Origin of the sequence: Gemella sp. GH3, assembly GCF_013415425.1 — a bacterium.
In the GTDB taxonomy this organism is placed as follows: domain Bacteria; phylum Bacillota; class Bacilli; order Staphylococcales; family Gemellaceae; genus Gemelliphila.
The window spans coordinates 1-25,352 of the sequence record NZ_JACBYC010000043.1 but is presented as its reverse complement, the minus strand read 5'-3'; the positions used below and the strand labels follow the sequence as shown (position 1 = coordinate 25,352).

At 25.3% G+C, this 25,352-nt stretch carries 28 protein-coding genes; 20 read left to right on the top strand and 8 right to left on the bottom strand.

Annotated features, from left to right (window positions below; all coding sequences use genetic code 11):
• The first annotated feature begins 234 nt into the window (after positions 1–234).
• On the top strand, positions 235–1,266 hold the full coding sequence (locus HZY83_RS01195) for an AEC family transporter (protein ID WP_179942291.1): 1,032 nt from the start codon (positions 235–237) through the stop codon (positions 1,264–1,266).
• A gap of 34 nt (positions 1,267–1,300) precedes the next feature.
• Complete coding sequence (locus HZY83_RS01190; protein WP_179942290.1) at positions 1,301–2,299, top strand: 2-hydroxyacid dehydrogenase; 999 nt, start codon at positions 1,301–1,303, stop codon at positions 2,297–2,299.
• A 67-nt stretch (positions 2,300–2,366) separates the two neighbouring features.
• Here the strand turns inward: HZY83_RS01190 and mnmA are convergent, their stop codons facing one another.
• Together mnmA and HZY83_RS01180 are read right to left on the bottom strand one after the other, a co-directional pair.
• Complete coding sequence (gene mnmA, locus HZY83_RS01185) at positions 2,367–3,476, bottom strand: tRNA 2-thiouridine(34) synthase MnmA (protein ID WP_179942289.1); 1,110 nt, start codon at positions 3,474–3,476, stop codon at positions 2,367–2,369.
• Positions 3,476–4,600 (bottom strand): cysteine desulfurase family protein, encoded by a 1,125-nt coding sequence (locus HZY83_RS01180; protein ID WP_179942288.1) that lies wholly within the window; start codon positions 4,598–4,600, stop codon positions 3,476–3,478. Before HZY83_RS01180 ends, mnmA begins: the two co-directional genes overlap by 1 nt.
• Before the next feature lie 195 nt (positions 4,601–4,795).
• Here HZY83_RS01180 and HZY83_RS01175 point away from each other — a divergent pair, with 195 nt between their 5' ends.
• From HZY83_RS01175 to HZY83_RS01085, 18 genes are all read left to right on the top strand, one after another.
• The gene (locus HZY83_RS01175; RefSeq protein WP_179942287.1) at positions 4,796–5,416 is read left to right on the top strand and encodes a helix-hairpin-helix domain-containing protein; all 621 of its coding nucleotides are present in this window, start codon (positions 4,796–4,798) and stop codon (positions 5,414–5,416) included.
• Positions 5,417–5,431: 15 nt separating this feature from the next.
• Complete coding sequence (locus tag HZY83_RS01170) at positions 5,432–5,896, top strand: ComE operon protein 2 (protein ID WP_179942286.1); 465 nt, start codon at positions 5,432–5,434, stop codon at positions 5,894–5,896.
• A complete protein-coding gene (locus HZY83_RS01165; RefSeq protein ID WP_179942285.1) occupies positions 5,893–7,818 on the top strand; it encodes a ComEC/Rec2 family competence protein in 1,926 nt (641 codons plus the stop codon). The genes HZY83_RS01170 and HZY83_RS01165 overlap by 4 nt, the downstream gene beginning before the upstream one ends.
• Before the next feature lie 8 nt (positions 7,819–7,826).
• Positions 7,827–8,810 carry a DNA polymerase III subunit delta gene (gene holA, locus HZY83_RS01160; RefSeq protein WP_179942284.1) on the top strand — a complete coding sequence of 328 codons (984 nt, stop codon included), beginning with the start codon at positions 7,827–7,829 and terminating at the stop codon, positions 8,808–8,810.
• 150 nt (positions 8,811–8,960) lie between these two features.
• Positions 8,961–9,203, top strand: a complete 243-nt coding sequence (gene rpsT / locus HZY83_RS01155) for a 30S ribosomal protein S20 (RefSeq protein WP_179942283.1) — start codon at positions 8,961–8,963, stop codon at positions 9,201–9,203.
• Positions 9,204–9,313: 110 nt separating this feature from the next.
• Positions 9,314–9,571 carry a hypothetical protein gene (locus HZY83_RS01150; protein ID WP_179942282.1) on the top strand — a complete coding sequence of 86 codons (258 nt, stop codon included), beginning with the start codon at positions 9,314–9,316 and terminating at the stop codon, positions 9,569–9,571.
• A 1-nt stretch (position 9,572) separates the two neighbouring features.
• Positions 9,573–10,979 (top strand): peptide-methionine (S)-S-oxide reductase MsrA, encoded by a 1,407-nt coding sequence (gene msrA, locus HZY83_RS08310; RefSeq protein ID WP_228098434.1) that lies wholly within the window; start codon positions 9,573–9,575, stop codon positions 10,977–10,979.
• A gap of 26 nt (positions 10,980–11,005) precedes the next feature.
• Positions 11,006–11,932, top strand: a complete 927-nt coding sequence (locus HZY83_RS01135; RefSeq protein WP_179942281.1) for a manganese-dependent inorganic pyrophosphatase — start codon at positions 11,006–11,008, stop codon at positions 11,930–11,932.
• Positions 11,933–11,949: 17 nt separating this feature from the next.
• Complete coding sequence (locus tag HZY83_RS01130; RefSeq protein WP_179942280.1) at positions 11,950–12,345, top strand: phage holin family protein; 396 nt, start codon at positions 11,950–11,952, stop codon at positions 12,343–12,345.
• 65 nt (positions 12,346–12,410) lie between these two features.
• The gene (gene hprK, locus HZY83_RS01125) at positions 12,411–13,346 is read left to right on the top strand and encodes an HPr(Ser) kinase/phosphatase (protein ID WP_179942279.1); all 936 of its coding nucleotides are present in this window, start codon (positions 12,411–12,413) and stop codon (positions 13,344–13,346) included.
• 4 nt (positions 13,347–13,350) lie between these two features.
• Positions 13,351–14,154 carry a prolipoprotein diacylglyceryl transferase gene (gene lgt / locus HZY83_RS01120; RefSeq protein WP_179942278.1) on the top strand — a complete coding sequence of 268 codons (804 nt, stop codon included), beginning with the start codon at positions 13,351–13,353 and terminating at the stop codon, positions 14,152–14,154.
• A 12-nt stretch (positions 14,155–14,166) separates the two neighbouring features.
• Positions 14,167–15,090: a thioredoxin-disulfide reductase gene (gene trxB, locus HZY83_RS01115; RefSeq protein ID WP_179942277.1), complete on the top strand. Its 924-nt coding sequence runs from the start codon at positions 14,167–14,169 to the stop codon at positions 15,088–15,090.
• Between the two features lie 107 nt (positions 15,091–15,197).
• Entirely contained in the window at positions 15,198–16,106 is a 909-nt protein-coding gene (locus HZY83_RS01110; protein WP_179942276.1) for a TDT family transporter, read from the top strand.
• A gap of 128 nt (positions 16,107–16,234) precedes the next feature.
• A complete protein-coding gene (locus HZY83_RS01105; protein WP_179942275.1) occupies positions 16,235–16,573 on the top strand; it encodes an Asp23/Gls24 family envelope stress response protein in 339 nt (112 codons plus the stop codon).
• Positions 16,574–16,585: 12 nt separating this feature from the next.
• Complete coding sequence (nusB, locus tag HZY83_RS01100) at positions 16,586–16,984, top strand: transcription antitermination factor NusB (protein ID WP_179942274.1); 399 nt, start codon at positions 16,586–16,588, stop codon at positions 16,982–16,984.
• A 1-nt stretch (position 16,985) separates the two neighbouring features.
• On the top strand, positions 16,986–18,269 hold the full coding sequence (gene xseA / locus HZY83_RS01095) for an exodeoxyribonuclease VII large subunit (RefSeq protein WP_179942273.1): 1,284 nt from the start codon (positions 16,986–16,988) through the stop codon (positions 18,267–18,269).
• Positions 18,262–18,471: an exodeoxyribonuclease VII small subunit gene (gene xseB / locus HZY83_RS01090; RefSeq protein ID WP_179942272.1), complete on the top strand. Its 210-nt coding sequence runs from the start codon at positions 18,262–18,264 to the stop codon at positions 18,469–18,471. The genes xseA and xseB overlap by 8 nt, the downstream gene beginning before the upstream one ends.
• The gene (locus tag HZY83_RS01085) at positions 18,464–19,330 is read left to right on the top strand and encodes a polyprenyl synthetase family protein (protein ID WP_179942271.1); all 867 of its coding nucleotides are present in this window, start codon (positions 18,464–18,466) and stop codon (positions 19,328–19,330) included. Before xseB ends, HZY83_RS01085 begins: the two co-directional genes overlap by 8 nt.
• 65 nt (positions 19,331–19,395) lie before the next feature.
• On the opposite strand, the gene xerS is transcribed toward HZY83_RS01085, so the two are convergent.
• The 6 genes from xerS to HZY83_RS01055 all read right to left on the bottom strand — a co-directional run.
• Positions 19,396–20,442 carry a tyrosine recombinase XerS gene (xerS, locus tag HZY83_RS01080; protein WP_179942270.1) on the bottom strand — a complete coding sequence of 349 codons (1,047 nt, stop codon included), beginning with the start codon at positions 20,440–20,442 and terminating at the stop codon, positions 19,396–19,398.
• A 171-nt stretch (positions 20,443–20,613) separates the two neighbouring features.
• Entirely contained in the window at positions 20,614–21,711 is a 1,098-nt protein-coding gene (locus tag HZY83_RS01075) for a metallophosphoesterase (RefSeq protein ID WP_179942269.1), read from the bottom strand.
• Between the two features lie 98 nt (positions 21,712–21,809).
• Entirely contained in the window at positions 21,810–21,998 is a 189-nt protein-coding gene (rpmB, locus tag HZY83_RS01070) for a 50S ribosomal protein L28 (protein ID WP_179942268.1), read from the bottom strand.
• A gap of 126 nt (positions 21,999–22,124) precedes the next feature.
• On the bottom strand, positions 22,125–22,682 hold the full coding sequence (gene efp / locus HZY83_RS01065; RefSeq protein ID WP_179942267.1) for an elongation factor P: 558 nt from the start codon (positions 22,680–22,682) through the stop codon (positions 22,125–22,127).
• 111 nt (positions 22,683–22,793) lie between these two features.
• Positions 22,794–23,432 (bottom strand): tRNA (guanosine(46)-N7)-methyltransferase TrmB, encoded by a 639-nt coding sequence (gene trmB / locus HZY83_RS01060; RefSeq protein ID WP_179942266.1) that lies wholly within the window; start codon positions 23,430–23,432, stop codon positions 22,794–22,796.
• A gap of 10 nt (positions 23,433–23,442) precedes the next feature.
• A partial coding sequence (locus HZY83_RS01055) for an insulinase family protein (protein WP_179942265.1) occupies positions 23,443–25,352 on the bottom strand: 1,910 nt, incomplete at its 5' end.

Below are 25,352 nucleotides of genomic sequence, written 5' to 3'. Positions count from 1 at the left end.
ATATATTAGTAATATTTATATACGCAATAAAAAATATTAATTTAGTCGTGTACTATTTTAATATTTTTTATTTATTATAACAGTATTTTATTTATTTAATATTAATTTAAGCGATATCTTTAAGCTTCTTCTAAAAATGTACTTGATTATATAATTAAATAGAGTTATAATGTTTAATGTTGTTATAATTCAGTTATACAATGAAAAATATATATTTTAAGGAGAATTTTACTAATGGGAGATATGAGTAAGATTATATTATCAAATAGCTTTTTAGGCGCAATATTTTCTACGATCTCTATTATTTTAATAGGTTATTATATTCGTAAAAAAAATATTGTAGGTCCAGAAAGCGGGAAAGTTCTTAGTAACATAATGCTATCTGTGACATTACCAGCTCTTGCGTTTCAAGCATTTATGGTAAATATTACAAAAGAAACTTTTACTACCGGACTTAACGTTTTTATATTCGGGTTTGTAGCATATGTTATTCTTATAGTACTAGGAGAACTTATTTTCTTCAAACAAAAAGGTGACAAAAAAACTACGTTATCAGTATTAACAACATTCGGATCAACTACGTTTTTTGGTATACCTATCATAAACGGATTCTTAGGAACAGTAGGTACATTATATGCTAATATTTTTAATATAGCTTATCGTGTGTTTTTATATTCGTACGGACTTGTAAGAATGAGTGGTACAAAATTTGAAAAGAAAAACTTAAAAGCAATTTTTGGAAATCCTATTATTATTGCAACATTTGCAGGTTTAATTATTTGGATATTCCAAGGTAGTTTACCACAAGTAAATATCACTGAAAATGGAAAAGAAGTTAGCTATGCTTTCTTGCGTATTGATAAGACAGTTCCTTGGGTATTTGCTGCTATTAAATATTTAAGTGGATTATCATCACCACTAGCTTGGTTAGCGATAGGAATTACACTAGGAAATATTAAATTAGGTGATGCTGTTAAAGATAAATTGGTTTGGTTCTATGTTTTTGCAAAATTAATGTTAGTACCTGCAATATTTGTTGTAATAATAATGGCTATAAGACCTATCCTTCCTATGAGTTATGATGCGGTTATGGCGATTATCATAATGTTAGCAACTCCACCTGCAACTGTAGCAGTAGCTTATGCTATTAAATATGAAAGAGAACAACTTTTAGCAAGTAATGCGTCTCTTTTAGCGACAGTATTAGCAGTGGCAGCTATAATTTTTTGGATTGTAGTAGGTACAGCTTTAAAAGGATTTTTTTAATAATTAAATAATTAATTTATAAAGGAGAAACAAAATGAAAGTATTGTGTTACGGTGTTCGTGATGTAGAAAAAGCAATTTTTGAAGAAGTTAATAAAAAATTCAACTTCGATATGACTTTAGTTCCTAACTATGTAAAAACTAAAGAAGATGTTATGTTAGCTAAAGGTTATGACTGCGTAATACTAAGAGGAAACTGTTGGGCTAATAAAGAAAATCTAGATCTATTTAAAGAATTTGGTGTAGAATACGTTCTTACTAGAACAGTAGGTGTAGATCATATAGATGTAGCATATGCTAAAGAGAATGGCTTTAAAACCGCTTTTGTTCCAGGGTACTCTCCTAATGCAATTGCTGAATTAGCAGTTACTTTGGGTATGACGTTGCTAAGAAACGTTGCTTATACAGCAAATAAAACTAGCAAGAAAGACTTTACTGTAGATGCACAAATGTTTTCTAAAGAAATAAGAAATTGTACAGTAGGAGTTGTAGGAATAGGGCGAATAGGATTAACTAGTGCGACTCTATTTAAAGGGCTAGGTGCTAATGTATTAGCATATGATGCTTTTAAGAAAGAAGGAGTAGATCATATTTGTACACAAGTAGAATTAGATGAACTAATAGCTAAAAGTGATATAATTACTTTACATTGTCCTTTTATTAAAGAAAATGGAAAAGTTGTTACTAAAGATTTTGTTAGCAAAATGAAAGACGGAGCAATTTTAATAAACACTGCTAGAGGTGAATTACAAGATTTAGATGCAATAATTGAAGGATTAGAGAGTGGAAAAATTTCTGCTGCTGGACTTGATGTTATAGAAGGAGAATCAGCATTTTTCTTCAAAAATCTAGAAAATCAAAATATAGCAGATGCTCGTGTAGAAAAATTAGTATCTATGTATCCTAAAGTGTTAATAACTCCACATATGGGAAGCTACACAGATGAAGCAGTTCTAAATATGGTTGAAACTAGTTTTGAGAACTTAAAAGAGTATATCGAAACAGGAAAATGTAAAAACGAAATAATAGGATAAAAAATAAGACCTAATATTTTTGAAATGTTTTATATAAGAACATTTCAAAATATTAGGCTTTTTAATTTTAAAGCTTTAATTTTTTATTGTCTTTGTAAACTTCATCAATTAAAGCTCCACCCAAGCAAACTTCTTCTTTATAGAATACGACTGCTTGGCCTGGGGTAACTGCTCTTACAGGTTCTAAAAAATTAACTTTTACTATATCGTTATCTAATACATCTACTTGAACTTTAACATCTTGCTGACGATATCTAAATTTAGCTGTACATTCGAATGAATTAGGCGTAGTATTATCTGATAAGAATGATAATGAACTTGCTAATAAACTGTCCGAATATAAAGCAGGATTATGGAATCCTTGGCAGACATATAAAATATTTTTTTCCAAATCTTTGCCACAAACAAACCATGCTTCTCCATCTGTATCTTTTGTTCCACCTATACCTAAACCATGTCTCTGACCAATAGTATAGTACATTAAACCGTGATGTTCACCACGAATATTACCATCTAAATCAATCATTTTTCCTCTTTGTGCAGGTAGATATCTACTTAAAAATTCTCGGAAATTTTTTTCTCCAATAAAACAAATTCCAGTTGAATCTTTCTTTTTTGCAGTTACAAGTTTAGCTTCTTCAGCAATTTTTCTAACTTGAGATTTTTCATAATCTCCAATAGGAAATAGTATATTATTAATTTGGCTTTGTGATAATTGACTTAAAAAATAAGTTTGATCTTTATTATTATCAATACCACGAAGTAATAAAGTTTCATCATTAACTACTTTAGTTCTAGCATAATGTCCAGTTGCTACAAAGTCAGCACCTAAATCATAAGCATAATCCAAAAATACTTTAAATTTAATTTCTTTATTACACATAATATCTGGGTTAGGGGTACGACCTTTTTTATATTCATCTAAGAAGTAAGTAAATACTTTATCCCAATATTCTTTTTCGAAATTAATAGAATAGTACGGAATGTCTAATTGTTCACATACCTTTATTACATCTTTATAATCATCTTCTGCTGTACAATGTCCATTTTCATCTTTTTCTTCCCAATTTTTCATAAAGACACCCACAACATCATATCCTTGTTTTTTTAATAGATATGCAGCAACGGAAGAATCAACACCGCCACTCATACCAACAACAACTTTTTTTTGTATCATTATTTACCTCTCATTAAAATTCTATTTTCTAGTTCTTTTATTTTATTTACAGTTATATCTATCATTTCTTTAGTTGTATAGTAACCTATACTTATTCGAACAGATTTTTCTGCACGTTCATCATTATACATACTAGCTATTATTCTGCTCCCTTTGAAACTTCCAGAACTACAAGCTGATCCCCCGGATATGAAAATATTATTTGCATCTAAAAAAGTTATTAATCTCTGAGCTTCAATATTCTTGAAATAAATATTTAATATATTAGGTAAAGAGTGTATATTACTTCCATTAATTTCAAATGATACTTTATGATTTTTTAAGCAAGTTATAAAATAATTTTTCATATCTTCTAATGTTTTCTGGGAGTTTAATGTTCTATGCAAACATTTCTCTAGCATCACAGCTCCTAACACATCACTAGTTCCAGATCTTAGGTTATTTTCTTGTCCACCACCAATTATTAAAGGAGTTATTTTACTATCTTTTGCATACAAAAATCCAAAATTATTAGTAGCTCCAATCTTATGAGCAGATACTGAAGCAAAATCTAGATTTAACTTTTTAACATCTATATTAATTTTTCCAAAAGCTTGAACTATATCACTGTGGAGCAATATATTATGTTGTTTAACAATATCGGCTATTTTATCTATAGGTTGTATAACACCAGTTTCGTTATTAGCTAACATAATAGATACTAGTACAGTATTTTCTGTTATAACTTTTTTTAAGTGATTTAAAGATATGACGCCATCTTTATTTACTTCTAGTTTTATTATTTTAAAACCTTTATCTTCTAATTTATTTGCACATTCAATTATAGAAGAATGCTCAATATTAGAAATTATTATTTCTCCTGATTCATAACTATTTAAAATATGATTAAAAATCATATTATTAGCTTCTGTACCACCAGATGTAAAAATTATTTCACTATCTTTGGCATTAATAGTTTGTGAAATATATTTTCTGGCATTATTTAACAATTTATTATTTTTTTTACCCAAAGTATGATTACTACTAGGGTTAGCATAAATATTTTCTAATTCATTAATTGTATTTTTTAGTATGTCAAAATGTTTTAATGATGTAGCTGCGTAATCTAAATAAATAGTTGACAAAAAATCACCTCGATAAGTTAATATCTTATTATTTTAGCATAAATTTTATTAAGTGAGAAGTAATAAAGTAGTTAATTTTATAATTATATAATATAAATATAAATAATAAATATTACTTTAAAATATCTTATGATATGCTTTGACTTAGCTATAATCAATATATTATAATGAGATTATAAAGGCAAGGTGAAGTATATGAAGTTTGAAAAGGAAGAGATTATTGTATTTATTAAACAAAATATAAAAACAATAGTTTTAGCATTAGTAACTAGCATAATTATTGGCTCAATTATTTTTCATTTTGTAATTAAAAATAATGAACAAAAAATTGATTCAAATAATTATGAATTAGTTAAAGAATTTAATGAAGAATCGCCCTCAGAATCAAAAGAGGAAACAAAAAAAATTTTTATTGATATAAAAGGTGCTGTGAAAAATCCTGGTGTCTATGAGTTAGAAAAAGATAATAGGATAAAAGATGTTTTAGATATGGCAGGTGGACTACTAGAAGATGCAGATACATCAAATATTAATTTAAGTCAAAAAGTTACTGACCAAATGTTAATAATAGTACCCAAAATTGGAGAAAAAATACCTTCCATTTCTAATAATGAAACTAATAGTAAAATAATAAATATTAATACAGCTACTAAAGAACAACTTATGAATATAAGTGGTGTAGGGGAAACTAAAGCTAAAGCAATTATTGATTATAGAGAAAATAAAGGACAGTTTTCAAAAAAAGAAGATATTATGAAAGTAAAAGGTATAGGTAAAGGTACTTTTGAAAAAATAAAAGATGAAATAGAAGTTTAAGGAGAAAAAATTATAATGGATAAAAGATTAAGTTGGGATGAATATTTTATGGCGCAGAGCCATTTATTATCACTTAGATCTACTTGTAATAGATTAAGTGTTGGTGCTACAATAGTAAGGGATAAGCGTATAATATCTGGTGGGTATAATGGTTCTATAAAAGGCGATGAACATTGTATAGATTCAGAATGTAAAGTCATTGATGGGCATTGTATTAGAACTATTCACGCAGAAATTAATGCAATATTACAATGTTCTAAATTTGGAGTTTCTACAGAAGGAGCTACTATATATGTTACCCATTTTCCTTGTTTAAATTGTACTAAATCTATTATACAATCAGGAATAAAAGAAATATGTTATGCTAACGATTATCGTAACAATGAATATGCTGAAGAATTGTTAAAAAAATCAGGAGTAAAAGTGCGAAAAATAGATTATAATAATGACTTAATAATAGCACGAATGTTAAAACAATGAAAATTTTTCTCTTAGCATTGTTATCGTTAATAGCAGTATTAGTAAATTTCAATACATTACTAACATTTTTCTTAATTTTGTTATTCTTAATTTTATCAATACTAAATAAACGATATTTTAATGCTAAAAATATTACGTTATTAATTGTAATATTTTTGGCATTTTTTATTAGAAGCGGGTATATTCAAAATAATAATCATTCTATATTTTATAATGATAAAAAATATCATGAAGTAGAAATTGTTGATAATATTTCAATAAATGGAGATTTTTTGAAGACAGTAGGTTATATAAGTGACGAGAAAGTAATAATTAATTATAAAATTAATAGTGAAAAAGAAAAGCAATATTTCAAAAATTCGTTTTTAGGAGGTACTTTATATACAGAAGGAACAATTGACGATATAAAAGAAAAGAAAAATTACTATTCTTTTAATAGCAAAGAATACAATAACAATCAAGGTATTTTCAAAGTTTATAGTATAGAGAAAATAATAGCTATAGAAGATGAGCAATATAGTAGCATTTATAGAAAAATTCAAAGTTTTCGTTTAAAATTTATTAAAAATATAGAAAGTAATATAAAGTTTAATAAAAGTGGCTATTTTGAAGCATTAATATACGGCGACAAAAGTAATATGTTTAATGATTATATTGAATCTTATAGAGAACTAGGAATAAGCCATTTACTTGCTATATCTGGATTACATATAGCTACATTAGTTTCGTTATTGTATATATTTCTTCGTTATTTTAATATTAGTGATTTTATAATAGAATCTATACTTTTTATAACATTACCTCTATATAATATTCTTACAGGGCTACAACCATCTACTTTAAGAGCAAGTTTTATGGTCATTTTATATATAATTTTTAGAAAAAAGATTTCATCTTTATCTTCTCTATTATTGACATTTATGATTTTATTATTAGTAAATCCTCTATATATATTTCATATAGGTTTTCAATATTCATTTTTAGTTACATTTAGTTTAATAATGTCTGAGCCGTGCATAAATATTAACAATAATTATGTTATAAAATTATTTAAAATAAGTTTTATATCATATATTGCAGGCGTGCCAATTAGCTTAGCAAATTTTTATACACTTTCTTTTATATCTATTTTTAGTAATGTTATCTTCGTTCCTTATTTTACGATAATTATTTTCCCCTTAATTTTAATTTCTTATATTAATTTTCTTATAAGTGTTGATTTATTTAATTATGTGTTCGTTCCAGTACTAAATACCGTATTTTATATTAGTGACTATTTAGAAGGATTTTTTCTTAAAGTTGCTAATTATATACATATAGGCAAGCAAGAAAATTTATTAATCTATATTTTAACTTTTTTTATATTTTTATTTCTAATTTTTTTAAATAAAAGAAATTACAAAAAATCGAGTATTATATTAATCATTTTAATATTGATTTTAGGTTCTACTAGATTATATTCTGAAGATAAATTTGAAAAATTAACAATAACTAATAGATCAGTTTACTTTGTTAAAAAAAATAAAACATCTTATTTAGTTAATACCTCTAACAATTTCCAAGAATACTACAAAGATTTTAGAAAAAAAGATAAGAGTTATGATATAATGAGAGAATATGACAATATATTAAGATATGAAGGTATATACTATATTGATTATTTAATTATTTCTAAAAAGAATAGTAGAGATATAGGTTATGCACGTAACTTAATAGGAACTGACAAAATAAAGAATTTAATTGTTCTGAAAAATATTGAAGAAGATGATAAAATAAAAGAAATTATAAATATAGCAAAATTTAAAAATATCAATGTAAATTTTTTAGATAAAGGAATATACAAAATTAACGATATTGCTTTTAATGTAGATAATGATAAAATTATACTAAGTTACAATGGTAAAAAATACGATATTAGTTAAGGAAGAAAATGAAAAATATATATTTACTGTATGGAGAAAATAGAGAAGCTATTTTAGAATATCAAGATAAATTAGCGAAAAAACATTTAAATTCTGAATTAGATAGCTTTACTTATATAAAATATAATATGTTAGAAACTACTATTGAGGATATAATTTATGAATGTCAGAGTACAGGATTATTTTCTAATAAAAAAGTTATTGTTGCCGATAATAGTACATTTTTAGAAAGTAAACTCAAAAAAGTCAAAGTAGAGCATAATGCAAATAAGTTAATTGAATATTTTGATAACATAAATAAAGATGTTATTTTAATTTTTAAATGTGGAGAAAGCATAGATAGTAGAAAAAAAATAACAAAAATAATTAAAGAATTAGGAGAAGTAAAATCTTTTTCTGAGTTTAAAGCTAAGGACTTAGCATTATATGTAGAACAATATTTTCAAAGGAAAAATATATACATATCAAAAGAAAATATAATGTTTTTTTTAGATTTTAGTAGATTAGATTTTGTAGGTATAAAAAGAGAGTTAGAAAAATTAGAACTATATACTTTTGACAAAAAAGTAGTTGATAAAGAAGATATAGAATTATTAGTTACCAAAAGTACAGAGTATGATGTTTTTACTTTGACAAATACTTTATTTTCTAAAAACTATATTGAATTACGTAATACTTATAATAATTTAAAATTAAAAGGAGAAGAGCCTATTTTTCTGTTGTCATTAATAGCTGGGCAACTTAGAACTTACTATAAAGTAAAGGTTTTATTACAAGAAAATTATAATCAAAAGGATATTGCTACCAAATTAAATATGCATCCTTATAGAATCCAATTAGCTACTCAATATACATATAATTATTCTATAAAAAAACTTATGGAATGTTTAATTTTATGTAAAGAGTGCGATGAAAAATTAAAATCTAGTTATATAGATAAATATATGGAGTTAGACCTACTTATAAATAGATTAATAGAAAAATTACAATAGTTGTAAATATTAATAAAAAACTATTGAAATGTTTAAATCTATATGTTAAAATTAGATAGTTGTATTTTTAACAACACTTAATTATTCGTAATTAAGAATATTAATTAATATTTCTTAGTAAAAGTAGTAACAATGTGGGAGGTGAAACGAATGCCAAATATTCAATCATCAGTTAAGAGTGTACGTAAAGATGCAAAAATTAATGCTGCTAACTCAGCTAAAAAATCTGAGATGCGTACAGCTATTAAAAAAGCAAAATTAGCTAAAGCTGAGGGTGCTGATAATTCTGCAGAATTAGTGAACCTAGCTTTCAAAAAAATTGATAAAGCTGCGAAAACAAACTTAATACACAAAAATGCAGCTGCTAGATACAAATCAAGCTTGAGTAAATAATTAAGAACGATACCAAATGGTGTCGTTTTTTTATTTTTAATATTATAGAATTGAAAGAAGTATATAATAATGTTATAATATGTTAATAATGTTTTCAATCGGAGGTAATGATGAATAAGAAAACAAAATTTTTATTATTTGCTGTTGCAGGTGCAATAGTAGTAAAAAAATTAATGAATAAAAATGAAAGATATTCAGCAGCAGAATTAGAAAGAATAAATGACTACAAAAATTATTTAGAGGATAAAAATTTTGTTGTAGTTGATAAAAAGGATTTTGATAAGTTAAATAATAAGAAATTTTTTAAATTATCATCAATTCCAAAATATTACGGGGTAGCTAGAACAGTAGCTAAATTTATTTTATAGTATGCTTATTCCAGAAAAAAATTATTCTTTTGTAGATGAATATCCTAAAAATAAGTTAACTTTTAAAAAATTTTCAAAAGAAATATATTATAGAATGATGTATGATGATGTGTCGTTATTGTCAGCCAATCTTAGTTATTATTTTATACTATCAATATTACCCTTACTTGTAGTTGCACTTGCACTTACGCCATACTTTAATATTGATCAAGCCTATTTGCTAAAGAAAATTAATTCTTTAGCACCAGGTATTTTAGGAGATTATATATTTAGTATGATTAGTGAGGTATTAAATAATAAAAGTAATACCATATTAACAATAGGAGTTATCTTTACTTTATGGTCTGCTTCCAATGGAATTTACGGGTTGATGTACGCTTTTAATATTGCATTTAGAGTAAAAGAAGAGAGAATGTGGATAGTAGTGAAGTTAATCAGTATAATCTTTACTGTTATAATTATGATAGCAATGTTTATAATGCTAGTGCTACTAGTATTTGGCCGACAAATAACATGGCTTCTATTTCATAAATTTAATTTTGATGAACAGTTTTATACTATTTGGAATTATGTAACATATTTATTACCATTGTTTTTTACTTTTTTTATATTTGTATTTTTATACGTTTTAGCAACAAACGTTAAGCTAAAAATTTCTCATGCAATGCCAGGAGCATTTTTTGCAACCATATCTTGGATTGTACTGAGTAAGATGTTTGGATATTATATAGATCATTTTTCTAGTTATATTAAAACCTATGGATCAATAGGCGCAATTATGTTGTTTATAATGTGGTTGTATTTTACAGGCTATTTATTGATTATAGGTGCAGAAATTAATGCTATAATATATAATTATAAAGTAGAGAACAGAAAATTTTACGAGACTCATGTAGGCTTGAATAAAGGAGATGATAATATGATTAATGAAATTTATTTAGCAGGAGGTTGTTTCTGGGGAGTTGAAGGATACTTCCAACAACTAGATGGAGTAGTAGAGACTAGAGTTGGTTATAGTAATGGAACTACTAAAAACACATCTTACAAAAAAGTAAATGAAACCGATCATGCAGAAGTTATTTATTTAAAGTATGATACTAATATAATCACTTTGAATGAAATATTCCATCATTATTTTAGAATTATAGATCCTGTTAGTGTAAATAAGCAAGGAGAAGATGTTGGAAGACAATATAGAACAGGAATTTACTACAGTGATGAAAATACAAAAAAAGAAGCATTATCTTATATAAATGAATTGCAAAAGAGTTATGATAAGAAAATTGCTGTAGAAGTTCAAGAAGTTAACAATTATGTTGATGCTGAAGAATATCATCAGAAATATCTAGATAAAAATCCTACAGGATACTGTCATATAGATTTATCCTTAGCAAAAAAAGAATTATAAAATAAAAAAATTAAAGGAGTTTTATTATGAGTAAAGTTTTAATTTTTGGGCATAAAAACCCAGACACAGATACTATATGTTCTGCTATAGTATATAATAATTTAAAAAGGTTACAAGGAATGGATACAGAAGCTGTTCGTTTGGGAGAAATTAATGATGAAACGAAATATGCTTTAGAATATTTCGGTGTTGATGTACCAAGACTTATAGAAAATGTTTCAGAAGGACAAAAAGTAATTTTAGTAGATCATAACGAAAAACAACAATCAGCAGATGGAATAGAAAAAGCAGTTGTAAAAGAAGTTATAGATCACCATAGAATAGCTAACTTTGAAACTGCTGCTCCGCTATACTACAGAGCAGAGCCATTAGGTTGTACTGCAACTATATTGAAAAAAATTTATAATGAACAAGAAGTAACTATTAATAAACAAATGGCAGGACTTATGTTATCAGCTATAATATCTGATTCTTTATTATTTAAATCACCTACTTGTACTGTTACTGATAAACATATAGCTGAAGAATTAGCCCAAATAGCAAATGTAAATATTGATGAATATGGACTTAACATGCTAAAAGCTGGCGCTTCTACAACTAAAAAAACTGCTCAAGAATTAGTTAGCATTGATGCAAAAGAATTTGTGTTAAATGATAAAAAGCTGGTAATAGCTCAAATAAATACTGTAGATGCCGATGAAGTTATTAATCGTCAAGAAGAAATAGAAAATGTAATAAACCAAGAAATTACTAGTAAAGACTTAGATGCATTTGTTTTTGTTATTACTAATATACTAACATCTAATTCTGAAGTATTAGTTTTAGGTGAGCAAAAAGATAAAGTAGCCGCTTCATTTAATAAAACATTAGTTAACAATATTATGACATTAAATGGAGTTGTATCAAGGAAAAAACAAGTAGTACCTCAAATTACAGAGGAATTTAATAAATAATAAGGATTGATATGCTTATGAATAATATATCTAGAAATTTTAAATTAGTTTCTATATTAAAAAGTATAGTAGTGAACTTTCTGATTATCTTGGCTTTTTCAGGATTTTTTGGTAATAGTTTACAATTAAAAAATCCTTTATATGCATTATACGGATCTATTTTAATAACATTGTTTTATAAGTTTATAAGACCAGTATTTCTTTTTATAAGTATTGTTCCTATAATTTTAACATTTGGATTTTTTATAGTTATAATAAATGCATTAATAATATTATTAGTATCTAATGTATTATCACCAGATTTTCATATAAATTCTTTTGCTTCTGCATTAGGTTTAGCTGTATTTATTTCTATATTTAATGCTGTAATAAATGTAAATGATAGGCAAATAATTATAAAAAGATATAAATAAATGATATAGTGGAGTGGAAGATAAATTCCGCTCCAATTTTATAAATTTTATGCATAGGAGAATATATGACAAAAGTAACTACAAGATATTTAGTAGAAAAATTAAAATTAGAAGTAATAATAGGTGAAGATGAGCTTGATAGAAATATAGAAACAGCGGATATATCAAGACCAGGATTAGAATTAGCTGGATACTTCTCCTACTATACTCCAAAGAGAATACAAGTTCTAGGAACTAGTGAGTTAGCTTTTTTTAGTCTATTAAATGATAAAGAAAAACAAACAAGAACTAGAATGTTAGCAACTAGAAAGACACCTTGTATTATTATCTCAAGAAATTTAGAAGTTCCAAAAGAGTTAATAGAAGCTGCTAAAAAATATGGTACTCCTATTTTGAGAAGCCCAGATGTTACGACTATTTTAATGGGTAAAATAACTTATCTATTGCAAAATAAACTTGCCCCTGAAACATCGGTTCATGGCGTTTTTATTGAAGTTTATGGAATAGGAGTATTAATTACAGGAGAGAGTGGTATAGGTAAAAGTGAAGTAGCTCTTGAATTAATAAAAGATGGTCATAGGTTAATTGCTGATGATAGAGTTGATATAAAAGAACTTGATAATGGATTTTTAATAGGAAGATGTGGCTCACCACTTATCAAAAACTTGTTAGAAATTAGAGGATTAGGAATTATAAACGTTATGACATTGTTTGGTGCGGGAGCTATAAGAGAAGATAAGAAAATTGATTTGAATATTCATCTTGAAACGTGGAATAACGATAAAGCTTATGATAGAATAGGTCTAACGACTGAATATACTAAAATTCACAATACTCAAATTGAGAAAAAAACAGTCCCTGTAAGACCTGGAAGAAACGTTGCAACTATTATTGAATCTGCTGCAATGAATTATAGGTTGAATAAAATGGGAATTAATACAGCCAAAGAATTTGAAGAAAGATTACGAAATCAAATAATTTCTTCAACTGATAAGGAGTAGGACAATGAGTGATAGTTATATAAACCCAATTGCATTTTATGCATTTTCTAAACCTATATATTGGTATGGAATTATTATTTCTGTTGCAATATTTATATCTTATTACTTAGCTGAAAGAGAAGCTAGAAAAAGAGGACTTCCCAATGATAAAATATTAGATTTATTGTTACTTGCGGTTCCCGTTGCATTTATTTTTGCTAGACTATACTACGTAATTTTTAGTTGGGATTATTATTCTAATAATATTAATAAAATAGTTGCTATCTGGGATGGTGGTATTGCAATTTACGGTGGATTAATAGGAGGATTAATAGTAATTTATTTATTTTCTAAAAGAAATAATATATCTACTTTGAAATTATTAGATATTATAGCCCCTAGTTTATTAATAGGGCAGGCTATTGGTAGATGGGGAAATTTCTTTAATCACGAAGCTTACGGAGATATAGTAAGTAAAGAAACATTACAAAGTTTATTAATCCCAGATTTTATAATACAGAATATGTATATAGAAGGTGCTTATCATCAGCCAACATTTTTATACGAAAGCTTATGGTGTCTAGTAGCATTTTTCATTTTAATTTTAATGAGAAAATACTTATATAGAGGAGAGGTGCTTACTACATATATGATACTGTATGGAGTAGAAAGATATTTTGTTGAGGGATTAAGAGAAGATTCTTTATATATAGGTGCTTTTAGAGTATCACAACTAGTATCTTTATTATTAGTATTAATAGGAATTAGTTTTATACTTTACAATAGATTAATAAACAAAAAAGAGAAAAAATTATATATAAATAGTTAGATTGGAGAAAAAATGAAAGAAATATATGATTTAATTATTATAGGTGCAGGTCCAGCAGGTATGACATCATCAATATATGCAAGTAGAGCTAATATGTCTGTTTTGATGCTAGAAAAAAAATATCCAGGTGGACAAATGTTATCAACAGCAGATATAGAAAACTATACTGGATATGAGGAAATATCAGGACCAGATTTATCTGAGAAGATGTTTGAACATTCTAAAAAATTTGGAACAGAATTTGCTTTTGGCGAAATTAGTAGTGTAGAAATAGAAGAAAATAACATAAAAGTACTTAACGCAGGGGACAAACAATATAAAGCTAAATCAGTAATTATAGCAACAGGAACGGAAGCTAAATTATTAGGTATTCCAGGAGAGCAAGAATTTGCAAGTAGAGGAGTTAGTTATTGTGCAGTATGTGATGGTGCCTTCTTTAGAAATAAAGAAGTAGTGGTAATAGGTGGTGGCGACTCTGCAATAGAAGAAGCTATTTATTTATCAAATATAGTTAATAAAGTTACTATTGTTCATAGAAGAGATGAATTAAGAGCTCAAAAAATATTACAAGAAAGAGCTTTTCAAAAATCAAATATAGAATTTGTTTGGGATAGTATACCAGTAGAAATAAAAGGTGAGCGTACAGTAAATTCTATAATTGTAAAAAATGTTAAAACAGAAGAAACTAAAGAGATAGTGACAAATGGGGTGTTTATTTATATAGGAATGAATCCTCAAACTGAAATATTTAAAGATTTAGGAATATTAGATAACTTTGGATACATACCTACAGATGAACATTTAGCAACTAAACTACCTGGAGTATTTGTCGCAGGAGATGCACGTCAAAAAGAAATTAGACAAATAGTAACAGCAGCTAACGATGGAGCAATAGCAGCACAAAGTGCATATAAATATTGTGAATTATCAATATAGAAAAAATACAAATACTGAATTATTTTCAGTATTTGTATTTTTTATTTTATTGAATTTTCTTAATAGATATTATAAAATTATTGTATAACAAAATTAAGGAGTAATGTATGAAATTAATCAAAGATCTTCCAGTACCTATAGCAGGTCTTGCTTTGGGTACAGTAGCATTAGGTAATTTACTACAAATACATAGTAGTAAAATTCAATTATTATGCAATTTTTTATCACTTGCAATAGTAATTTTATTATTATTAAAATTTATAATTTATTCTAGTAGTATAAAAGAGATAATTAGTAAACCTATTTTAATAACGGTAGTAGCTACCTTTCCTATGTCTATTGTTTTATTAAGTTCTTATTTTGAGAAATATATAGGAATATATAGTTTTATTTTTTGGATTTTAGCTTTTTTATTGCAACTTATTATTATATGTATTGTGTTTGTAAAATATGTAATAAAAGAAAGAAAAATAGGTAATATTTATCCTACATGGTATATAGCATTCGTAGGTCCTGCTGTAGTAACAGTAACAGCTAAAACTTACAATTTAGAATGGTTAGGGGAAATAGTCTTTTATTTTACACTAGTTAACTATTTAATATTAATACCTATAGTTTTATATAGAGTATTTATTTATAAAAATTTAATGTCTGGAGAATATCCAACTATAACTATACTTGCTGCTCCAGGCGGATTACTTTTAACTAGTTATATGGTTGGTATAGCAAATAAAAATTATTATTTAACTATTTTTCTTGTAATTATAGCCATAGTTTTTTATACTTTTATTTTAATGAATTTACCAAAACTATTAAATAGAGAATTTTTCCCAAGTTTCTCTGCTTTTACCTTTCCATTAATAATATGTGCAACTTCATTTCAAAAAGTAGCTAACTATCAACAAATAATAAATAGTTCTCTTTTTAATATACTTGTTATTGTTAGTGAAATTGTTGCGATATTTATTGTTATATTTGTATATTATAAATATATAATACATTTTACAAGAAAATAGTGAATTTTAAGTGTATAATTAGTATTAATATACACTTATTTTTATATGTGTTTTTCAAGTTTACTATTACTTTATTATAGTGTATAATATTATAATATTGAGTTTATAAATTTAGGAGGTTTATATCAATGGAAAATAAAACTTTAGGAACAATAGAGATAAAACCACAAGCTTTAGCAGTTATAGTTAGTATTGCTACAAAAGAAGTGGAAGGTGTCTCAAAATTATTAGGTAACTTTACAACAGAAGCGTTAGAAAAAATAGGAAAAAAAGAATATTCAAAAGGTGTTAAATTGTATTTTGATGAAAATGAACTTATGATAGAAATATCTTGCAGCGTTAAAGCTGGCTATCCTATAGCTAAAGTCGCTAAAAAAGTTCAAGAAAATGTACGTAATACACTTTTCAATATGACAGAATTAAATACAAAAAATATTAACATAAATATTTTAGGATTAGAGTATTAATAGGAGATTATTATGAAAACAAGACATGAATTAAGAGAAATCACTTTTAAACTGTTATTTCAAATTGATAATAATGATCTTGATTTTGATACAGTTCTTGAATTAGAAGATGAAGATGTTAGAAATAATCCGTATGTAGTAGATACAGTAAATGGTATCCAAAATCATAAGGATGAAATAGATAGTATTATTTCTGAAAATCTTAAAGGTTGGACAATTTCACGTTTATCAAAAATGGATAGACAAATATTGAGAATAGCTATCTATGAAATCAAATATAGCGATATACCTTATAAAGTTTCTATTAATGAGGCTGTTGAATTATCGAAAAAATATAGTGAGAAAGATGAAAGTTATAAATTTATTAACGGAGTTTTAAAAGGTGTAGTAGAGAAAGTAGCAAACAATTAATATGGAAAATAATGGAAAAACAACATACTTGACTATTACAGCATTAAACAGATATTTAGAAAAAAAATATCAAAATGATCCATATTTAAAAGTAGTGTATGTTAAAGGAGAAGTATCTAATTTAAAATTCCATTCTACAGGTACTATGTACTTTTCATTAAAAGATGAAAATACTATTATTAAAGCTTTAAAATTTAATGCACAAGATTATAAAGATTTAAAAGAGGGCGATAAAGTATTAATTAAAGCTAATTTAGATTTTTATTTTCCTTATGGAGAACACAGATTAAAAGTAGAAGATTTACAAATTGACAACGTAGGTGATTTGTATAGACAATTTATAGAATTACGTGACAAATTAAATTCTGAAGGAATATTTGATAGCAAACATAAAAAAAACATAAATAAAATAAATAATAATATTGCTGTAATCACTTCTTCTACTGGAGCAGCTATTCAAGATATAAAAAGAACTTTAATAAGACGATACCCATTAGTAAATCTAACTATTTATCCATCTTTAGTTCAAGGAGATTCTGCAGTTAATGATTTAATAAAAAATTTAAAATTAGCAGATAGTGCTAATCATGACGTAATAATATTAGCAAGAGGTGGAGGATCAATAGAAGATTTATTCAGCTTTAATAATGAATATTTAGTTAGAGAAATTTTCAACTGTAATACTCCTATAGTTACTGGGGTAGGGCATGAAACAGATACTACTTTAGTAGATTATGTTGCAGATATGAGAGCTTCTACTCCAACAGCAGCTGCAGAAATAGTTACTAGTATAACTTTAGAAAGTATAAAAAATAATATAATATTATTAAAAAATAGATTAAATAAAAGTATAAATAGTAATATCAGTTATAATAAAAATATACTAGATAATTTATCAAAAAATCATTATATAAAAAATTTTTCTCTAATATATAAAGATTATTTACTAGACTTAGATTATAAAAAAAATAAATTAAACACAATTATAGAAAATAAAATAGAGAAAGAAAAATTAAAATTAAATACTTACAAAAGATCTATTCTTAATTTAGATATATTAGATTACTATAGAAATAAATTTTATATTAAATTAGAAATTTTTAATAGCAATTCACCTTTAACTATTTTACAAAAAGGATATACAATAATAACTGATGATAGTAATAATAGAATCTCATCTGTAGAAAATTTAAAATGTGGAGACAATATAAAAGTTTCATTACAAGATGGTCGAATATCTGCTAAAGTTATTGATGTCGAATCTGAAAGGAATTATTATGACTAAAGAAAAACAAGAAATAAATTTTGAATATCAAATGCAAAAGTTAGAAGAAATAATTAATAAATTAGAAAATAATGAGTTATCTCTTAATGACGCATTGGAGCAATATAAAAATGGCGTACAAATCATTAAAAATTGTAACTCTATTATAGATGAGGCCGAAAAAAAAGTAGCTGAATTTTCAAAGGAATTAGAAAATGAATAACATACAAAATTTCTTAGAGAAGAAAAAAATGAATATTAATGAGTTTGCTAAAAGTTATGTTTCCAATCTTGATATACCTATAGATTTGAAAAATTCAATCGAATATTCCTTGGTAAATGAAGGAAAGAAATTAAGACCTATTATGTTTTTAGCTTTGTTAGAACATTATGGTATTAATTCTGATGAATATTTAGATATTGCTCTTGCTATAGAATTAATACATATATATTCTTTAGTACATGATGATTTACCTGCTATGGACAACGATGATTATAGATGGGGAAAATTAACAAATCATAAAGTTTTTGGTGTAGACATAGCTATTTTGGCTGGTGATGCTATGCAGACACTAGCGTATGAAATATTATCAGATAATAAAAAATTGCCTACTGACACAAAAGTAGATTTAATAAGAATTTTGTCTAATAGCTCGGGAAGTTCAGGTATGATAGCCGGACAAATATATGATATTAAACAAGAAAACTATACAGTTGATGAAAGTTATTTAAAAAGAATGCACAGCTTAAAAACAGGTAAATTAATAACATTACCTTTGATTTTTGCAGCACAAATAGCAAAAAAAGATAGCAAAGAACTATATTTAATTGAACAATATGGTTATGAATTAGGTATTGCATATCAAATTAGAGATGATATATTAGATTATTACGGAGAATTTGAGCAGATAGGTAAACTTCCTAGTGATGAAAATAAAAAAACTTATCTAAGTTTTTATGGAATAGATGACTGCGAAAAGTTATTAAATGAACATACTTTAGCAGCAAAAAATATAGGTAAAAAATTAAATAATAATTGGCTTTACGATTTTGCAACTTTATTATTAACTAGAAAAAAATAATCCTTGTATTAAATGTGTTTACTAAATAAAATGTAGTATTAATCACAAATATACAAGGATATTTTTTATTCATCAAGTTTTTCGATTGTTTTTTTTATAATCTTTTTTGACTCATTTATATATAACATAGATGTATCACTATTAGAATGTCCCATTTGTGTCATAATAATAGGTATGTTACCATTAGTTTTTTGTGCAAGTTTTGTTCCATAACTATGTCGTAATTTATGAGGTGACATAGGTATATTATAACTTTCTGTATATTTCATAACTAATTTTTGTATAGCTCTAATAGTTATTCCTTTTTTATTTTTTGTTACAAATAGATAATCTTCACGTCCTAATTCAAAAGGTTGGTTGTCTAAATAATCAACTATTTTAGACAATGCAGAATTAGTTATCAATACAGAGTCTGTTTTATTTCCTTTTCTTATGACATTTATTTCTCCATTTTTATAATCAACATCTTTTATTTTCAAACTAGCTAACTCATTAACACGAATTCCACTGCGCAGAAATAATGTTAATATAGCTAAATCACGTTTTTTATCTCTTAGAAAGAATGTTTTAGCGTGTTTTGATAATGTTTTTTCATAATCGTATTCTATATAATTTAAAAAATCTTCATCTTGAGAATCAAGAAATATTTTTTCTGAAATTTTCTTTGATCTTGATGATAGTGTTTCTTTAACACGATTAATAGGTATTTTTAACATAACATTTCTTTCAAAATAAGGTTTTCCATTTTCTTGTTCACTAGTAACAGTTAAAAATTTATATAAAGAGCGCATAGCAGCTTTATAATTGTTAATAGTAGTTTGACTACGATATTTTCCATTTATTTCTTCTCGAGAAAGGTGTTTAAAAAAAGATTCCATTTCTTTCTTTGATAAATTTTCTAATGTAGTAATAGTAACTTCTTTCATATTTTCTGCCTCAGAAATTGTTTCTGAGATTAACCAATTAAAAAACACTGTATATGTTTCTAAATAACGGTGTAAAGTTAGTGGTGACAAAATATCATAATAAGTATCCAAAAAATCTTCTATATAAGAAGGAAAGTTTTTAATATTGTCATTAATTTTACGTTTATAATAATCTTTTTGATTCATAAATACCTCTATAATAATATTATTTATTTTTACATATAATATGTATTATGCGAACAATTATATTATTAATTATATTATATTTAGTTCAATATTGCAATAAAAATATAATAAATAAAAAGCTTATATGTCTCCTATCTTAGTTTTGATTTATATAAGCTTTTTATTCGTATATTATTCTTTCTCTATATTTATTATCACATATTCAGATTTTTCTTCTGTTCTTATTGGATAACCCCATACTCCAAATCCTGAACTAACTATAAGGTTAAAATTATCTTCTTTTAAATAACCGTAATCAAAACTTATTGCTCTTGTTACATAACCAAATGGCCATATTTGACCAGCATGTGTATGTCCAGATAACTGCAAATCATAACCAGCATTTTTATTTTCTTGGTATATAGATGGTTGATGGTCAGCTACTATTAAATATTTTTCTTTATCTAGATTCTTTATAAGATCGTTAGATGAATATCTAACTCCTAAATTTCTATAAGAATAATCTATTCTTCCTGTAATTATTATATCATCTGTTACGTTTATTGATTCTTCATTTAAAAAAGTAATATTAACATTTTTTATAGCATTTAGTAATTTTTCTTTACGATTATCCTTTGGATTTGTATATCTACTTTCATCATGATTACCATGTATATAATAGACACCATTTTTTGTATTTATACTTCCTAGCATATTAAATACTTTTTCATAGTCTTCAACTTTAGTAAATTCATCTATGATATCTCCAGCTAGCACCAAAAAATCTAAATTTTCATCATTTAATTGATTTCTATATTTTTCAAGATCTTGTATTGAAAAAGTATTTCCAAAGTGAACATCACTAATAAGCCCTATTTTGTATCCTTTGTCATTTTTTATTTTTGTACTAGTAATAGTGTATTCTTTTTTCACTATATTGTGTGCATTAATATATCCATAACTAGTTACTAGTATTGATATTATAAATGGAATTATAATTATTATTTTATATAGTTTATGAGAAATAGTTATTTTAAAAGTTTTTGTTAACATAAATAAAATTATATCAACTACAACAAACGTTAATGATATATAAAATATGAACACAAACCAGATACTAAATGGATACAGTAATATTGGTGAAAATATTATTGTGTTTAAAATAAGAGTTAATAGTTTTATCTTTCTATTAGTAGTAAATAATTTTATTAGTCTGTACAATATAAAATAATTATATAGAAATATTGTTAATAATAAAATTCCTACAATAATTAAGAAAATATATCTCATATTCTGCCTACTTTCATTAAATTAATGATTAAATTGTTAATAAATAGTAAAAAACTATCTAAGAAGACCTTAGATAGTTTAAAGTTTTATGTTATCAATTATACACGTTGCACTTTTCCAGATTTTAAAGCACGAGCAGAAACCCAAACTTTTTTAGGTTGTCCGTCTACTAAGATAGTAACTTTTTGTAAGTTAGCTTTAAATTTTCTTTTTGTAGCGTTCATCGCGTGTGAACGAGTATTTCCTGAACGAGCTTTACGTCCAGTAACGTAACAAACTTTTGCCATGAATTAATCCTCCTTTTGGAAATAGTTGATTCATAACATTTACTACATACACAAGTGATATTTTAACATAGCATAATAAGAATTGCAAGTGTTATAATTGATTTTTATAACTAAAAACGTTTTATATTAAGCTCTTGATACGTAGTACCCTTCAGAAGTGTTAATAACTAGAACATCTCCTTCTTTTACAAATAGTGGTACTTGTAGAGTATATCCTGTTTCTACTGTAGCAGATTTTGTTGCTCCTGTAGCAGTATCACCTTTTACTCCTGGTTCAGTTTCTGTAACTGTTAACTCTACAGTTGTAGGTAAATCTACTCCAAGAATTTCGCTACCAAACATTAGAATAGAAACTTCCATATTTTCTTTTAAGAAATTTAATTCATATTTTATATTAGCTTCTGGAATTTCAATTTGATCAAATGTATCGTTATTCATAAATACATAGCTTTCTCCAGTTGAATAAAGATATGACATTTTTTCATTAGTTATTAAAGCTTTCGCTACTTTTTCTCCAGCTCTAAATGTTTTATCATTTACAGCTCCTGTACGCATATTTCTTAATTTAGAACGTACAAAAGCAGCTCCTTTACCAGGTTTTACATGTTGAAATTCTAATACTTTCCAAATATTACCATCTACTTCTATGGTAACACCTGTTTTAAAATCATTTACTGAAATCATTATTAGGTCTCCTTAAATTTTTTCTACTTTAAACATTATAAATAAATTCAAAATAAAAATCAATATATAATGTATAATTACAAAGAAATTAGTATAAAATAGCAATAATTCTTATTTTCTAATTACTTCCACATAATAAATATTATTACCTTTTGTAATAAATTTATCTTCGTACTCAGTATGGACATTATCTTGCTCATATTGGCTATTTGTTAAGTCCAGAGATATTTTATCAATAACAAAACCGTGTTGAGTCATACTAGCTAAACTATATTCAAATAAATTTTGATTATCTGTTTTTTGAGCTATTCTTTTCTCGTCATTTAATACTTGCACATATTGATCTAAAAAAGTTTTAAAAGTTAAACGACGTTTTATATGTTTAGTTTTGGGCCAAGGATCTGAAAAGTTTAAATATATTTTGCTAATTTCACCGTTATCAAAATAATCAGTTAAATTGTTTGCATCAGCTAGTATAAGACGCAGATTTTCTATACTTTCTAGTTCTATCTTATCAAGTAAAAAACTTAATACTGTAGGTTGTGTTTCTAAACCTATAAAATTAATATTAGGATATTTTTTCGCAAGATTAAATATAAATTTACCTTTACCTGTTCCTATCTCTAAGTGTATAGGATTTATATTATTAAATATGTTATGCCAATTTCCTTTGTTAATTGTAGGTTCTATAAAAACATATTCATTGTTTTCTAATCTTTCTTTTGCATTAGATCTATTTCTAACTCTCATATTACCCTTTCTACTTCAATTCTTTTACTACTGAAAATAATTTTCTATTTTTCTCTATTATTTCTTTTGAGCCAACTACACATTTATAACTATTATTTTCTTTTTTATCAAATAATTTAGCTTTATTTACTAAGTCAGAAACTTTAGTATTTTTAATTTCATTTACTAATCTGTCGAATAGATTAACATCACTATCAGTCAATCTATTATTTAATGAAATAGTTGCTTTTTCTACTGGAGACATTAATTGATCAAAAGTATTTAATGTACCTATAATATATTTATTTAACTCTGTATCGTTCAATTTAATATTCTTTATATAATCAGATATATTAAAATAATTTTCTAATGTTTTTGTTAAATTCGGATCTCGATATGACCAGAATCTTACTTCTCCATATTTATTGATAGTTATTCCTGCTCCATAAGCTCCACCTTTTACACGAATATTATTCCATAAATAATCATAATTTAAAATATGTCGTAATACTAATAAAGAACCACTATATTCATCAATATCATAACCTAGTCCTACATATTGAACCAACGTATCAAAATAAAATGCTTCAGAATAATTATTCTCCTTAGGTATAAATTTTATGGAATTAGTAGAAATAAAATCATTAGAAGGGATTTTGTTTACATATTTTTTAATATGTATCCTAGAATTTTCATATATCTTCTCATTACCTACTATATTAACTAATAAGTTATTTTTGTTGAAAATATTAATAACTGTATTTTCTAGTTTTCCTTTTAGCTCATCAAAAATATCATCAAAATTTTCTACAATATTTTCTATAAATTTATAAAAATCATATCCCGAAATATATTCTAAAATTTTATTTTGCAAAGAATTGTAACTAGCTATACGTTTACTTATAAATGAATGACTTGCATTTTTGAAACGATTTTCTAGCATTAATTTAAGTTCTAAACATATATTATATATATTTTGTTTATTACTAAAGTCGGTCTCTAGTGTGTTAGATACTAAAATATCAGACAATTTATTAATCTTTTCCAGAAGATTTTTAGCAGATATTATAAATTTAATTTGAATATTATTTGTTTTGTCATTTTTTAAAATATTCATACTAGAGTTAATATCTCCTAAGTTAAAATCAATTTCTTTTGAAACTTCTAATTCAGTTTGATTTTTATTATTAATATTAAATAATAAATAACTAATTAATGAAGCATATTGAAGTTGCTCTTTATCAAATGATGTTACATCAAATAAGAATTTTGAATATAGTATATCGTTTGTTTCTATATCATAATGTGCATAATTTATACTGTCTATAACTTCAAAAACAGTCTCTTTATATGGTCTCTTCAAGTTTACTTTTTTAGCGTCAATGCTTTTTATTTTTTCTAAATCTGTTTTTTTATCAACAATATTTTGCCACTTAATAAGTTGATTAGTCTCTTCAATAATTTCTTTAATAGCATCATTATTTAAAGAAGCTTGATATTCAGTTAAATCATCTTCTAATTCTTTATTGTTACTTGCACGTAAAATTACTATAGATTTCTGAGTATTATTTAATAAATATTTGCATGCTATATCTTCATATTTATTTTCTTTTAAATTATTTTGTAATAAACTTATAAAATAATCATAATCAAAAATATCAAAAGGATTCTCATTATATAACCAATTTCTTAAAGATCTAACAGCATACGTTACACCTTTAGGAGAACTTACTTTGTTGGTTTCTTCTTTAATAATAAAATTATTTTTGTTTATTATTGCTTGAATTTGCTCTTTATCAAATTTTTCATTTAAAATTTTCTCTAATTGCTTTTTATAAAGTTCTTCTATTCTATCTACATAGTTATCTTCTACATTTTTAAATATTATTGAATAACTAACTTGTAATTTTTCTCTTTGTAGATATCCATATACATCTTCAC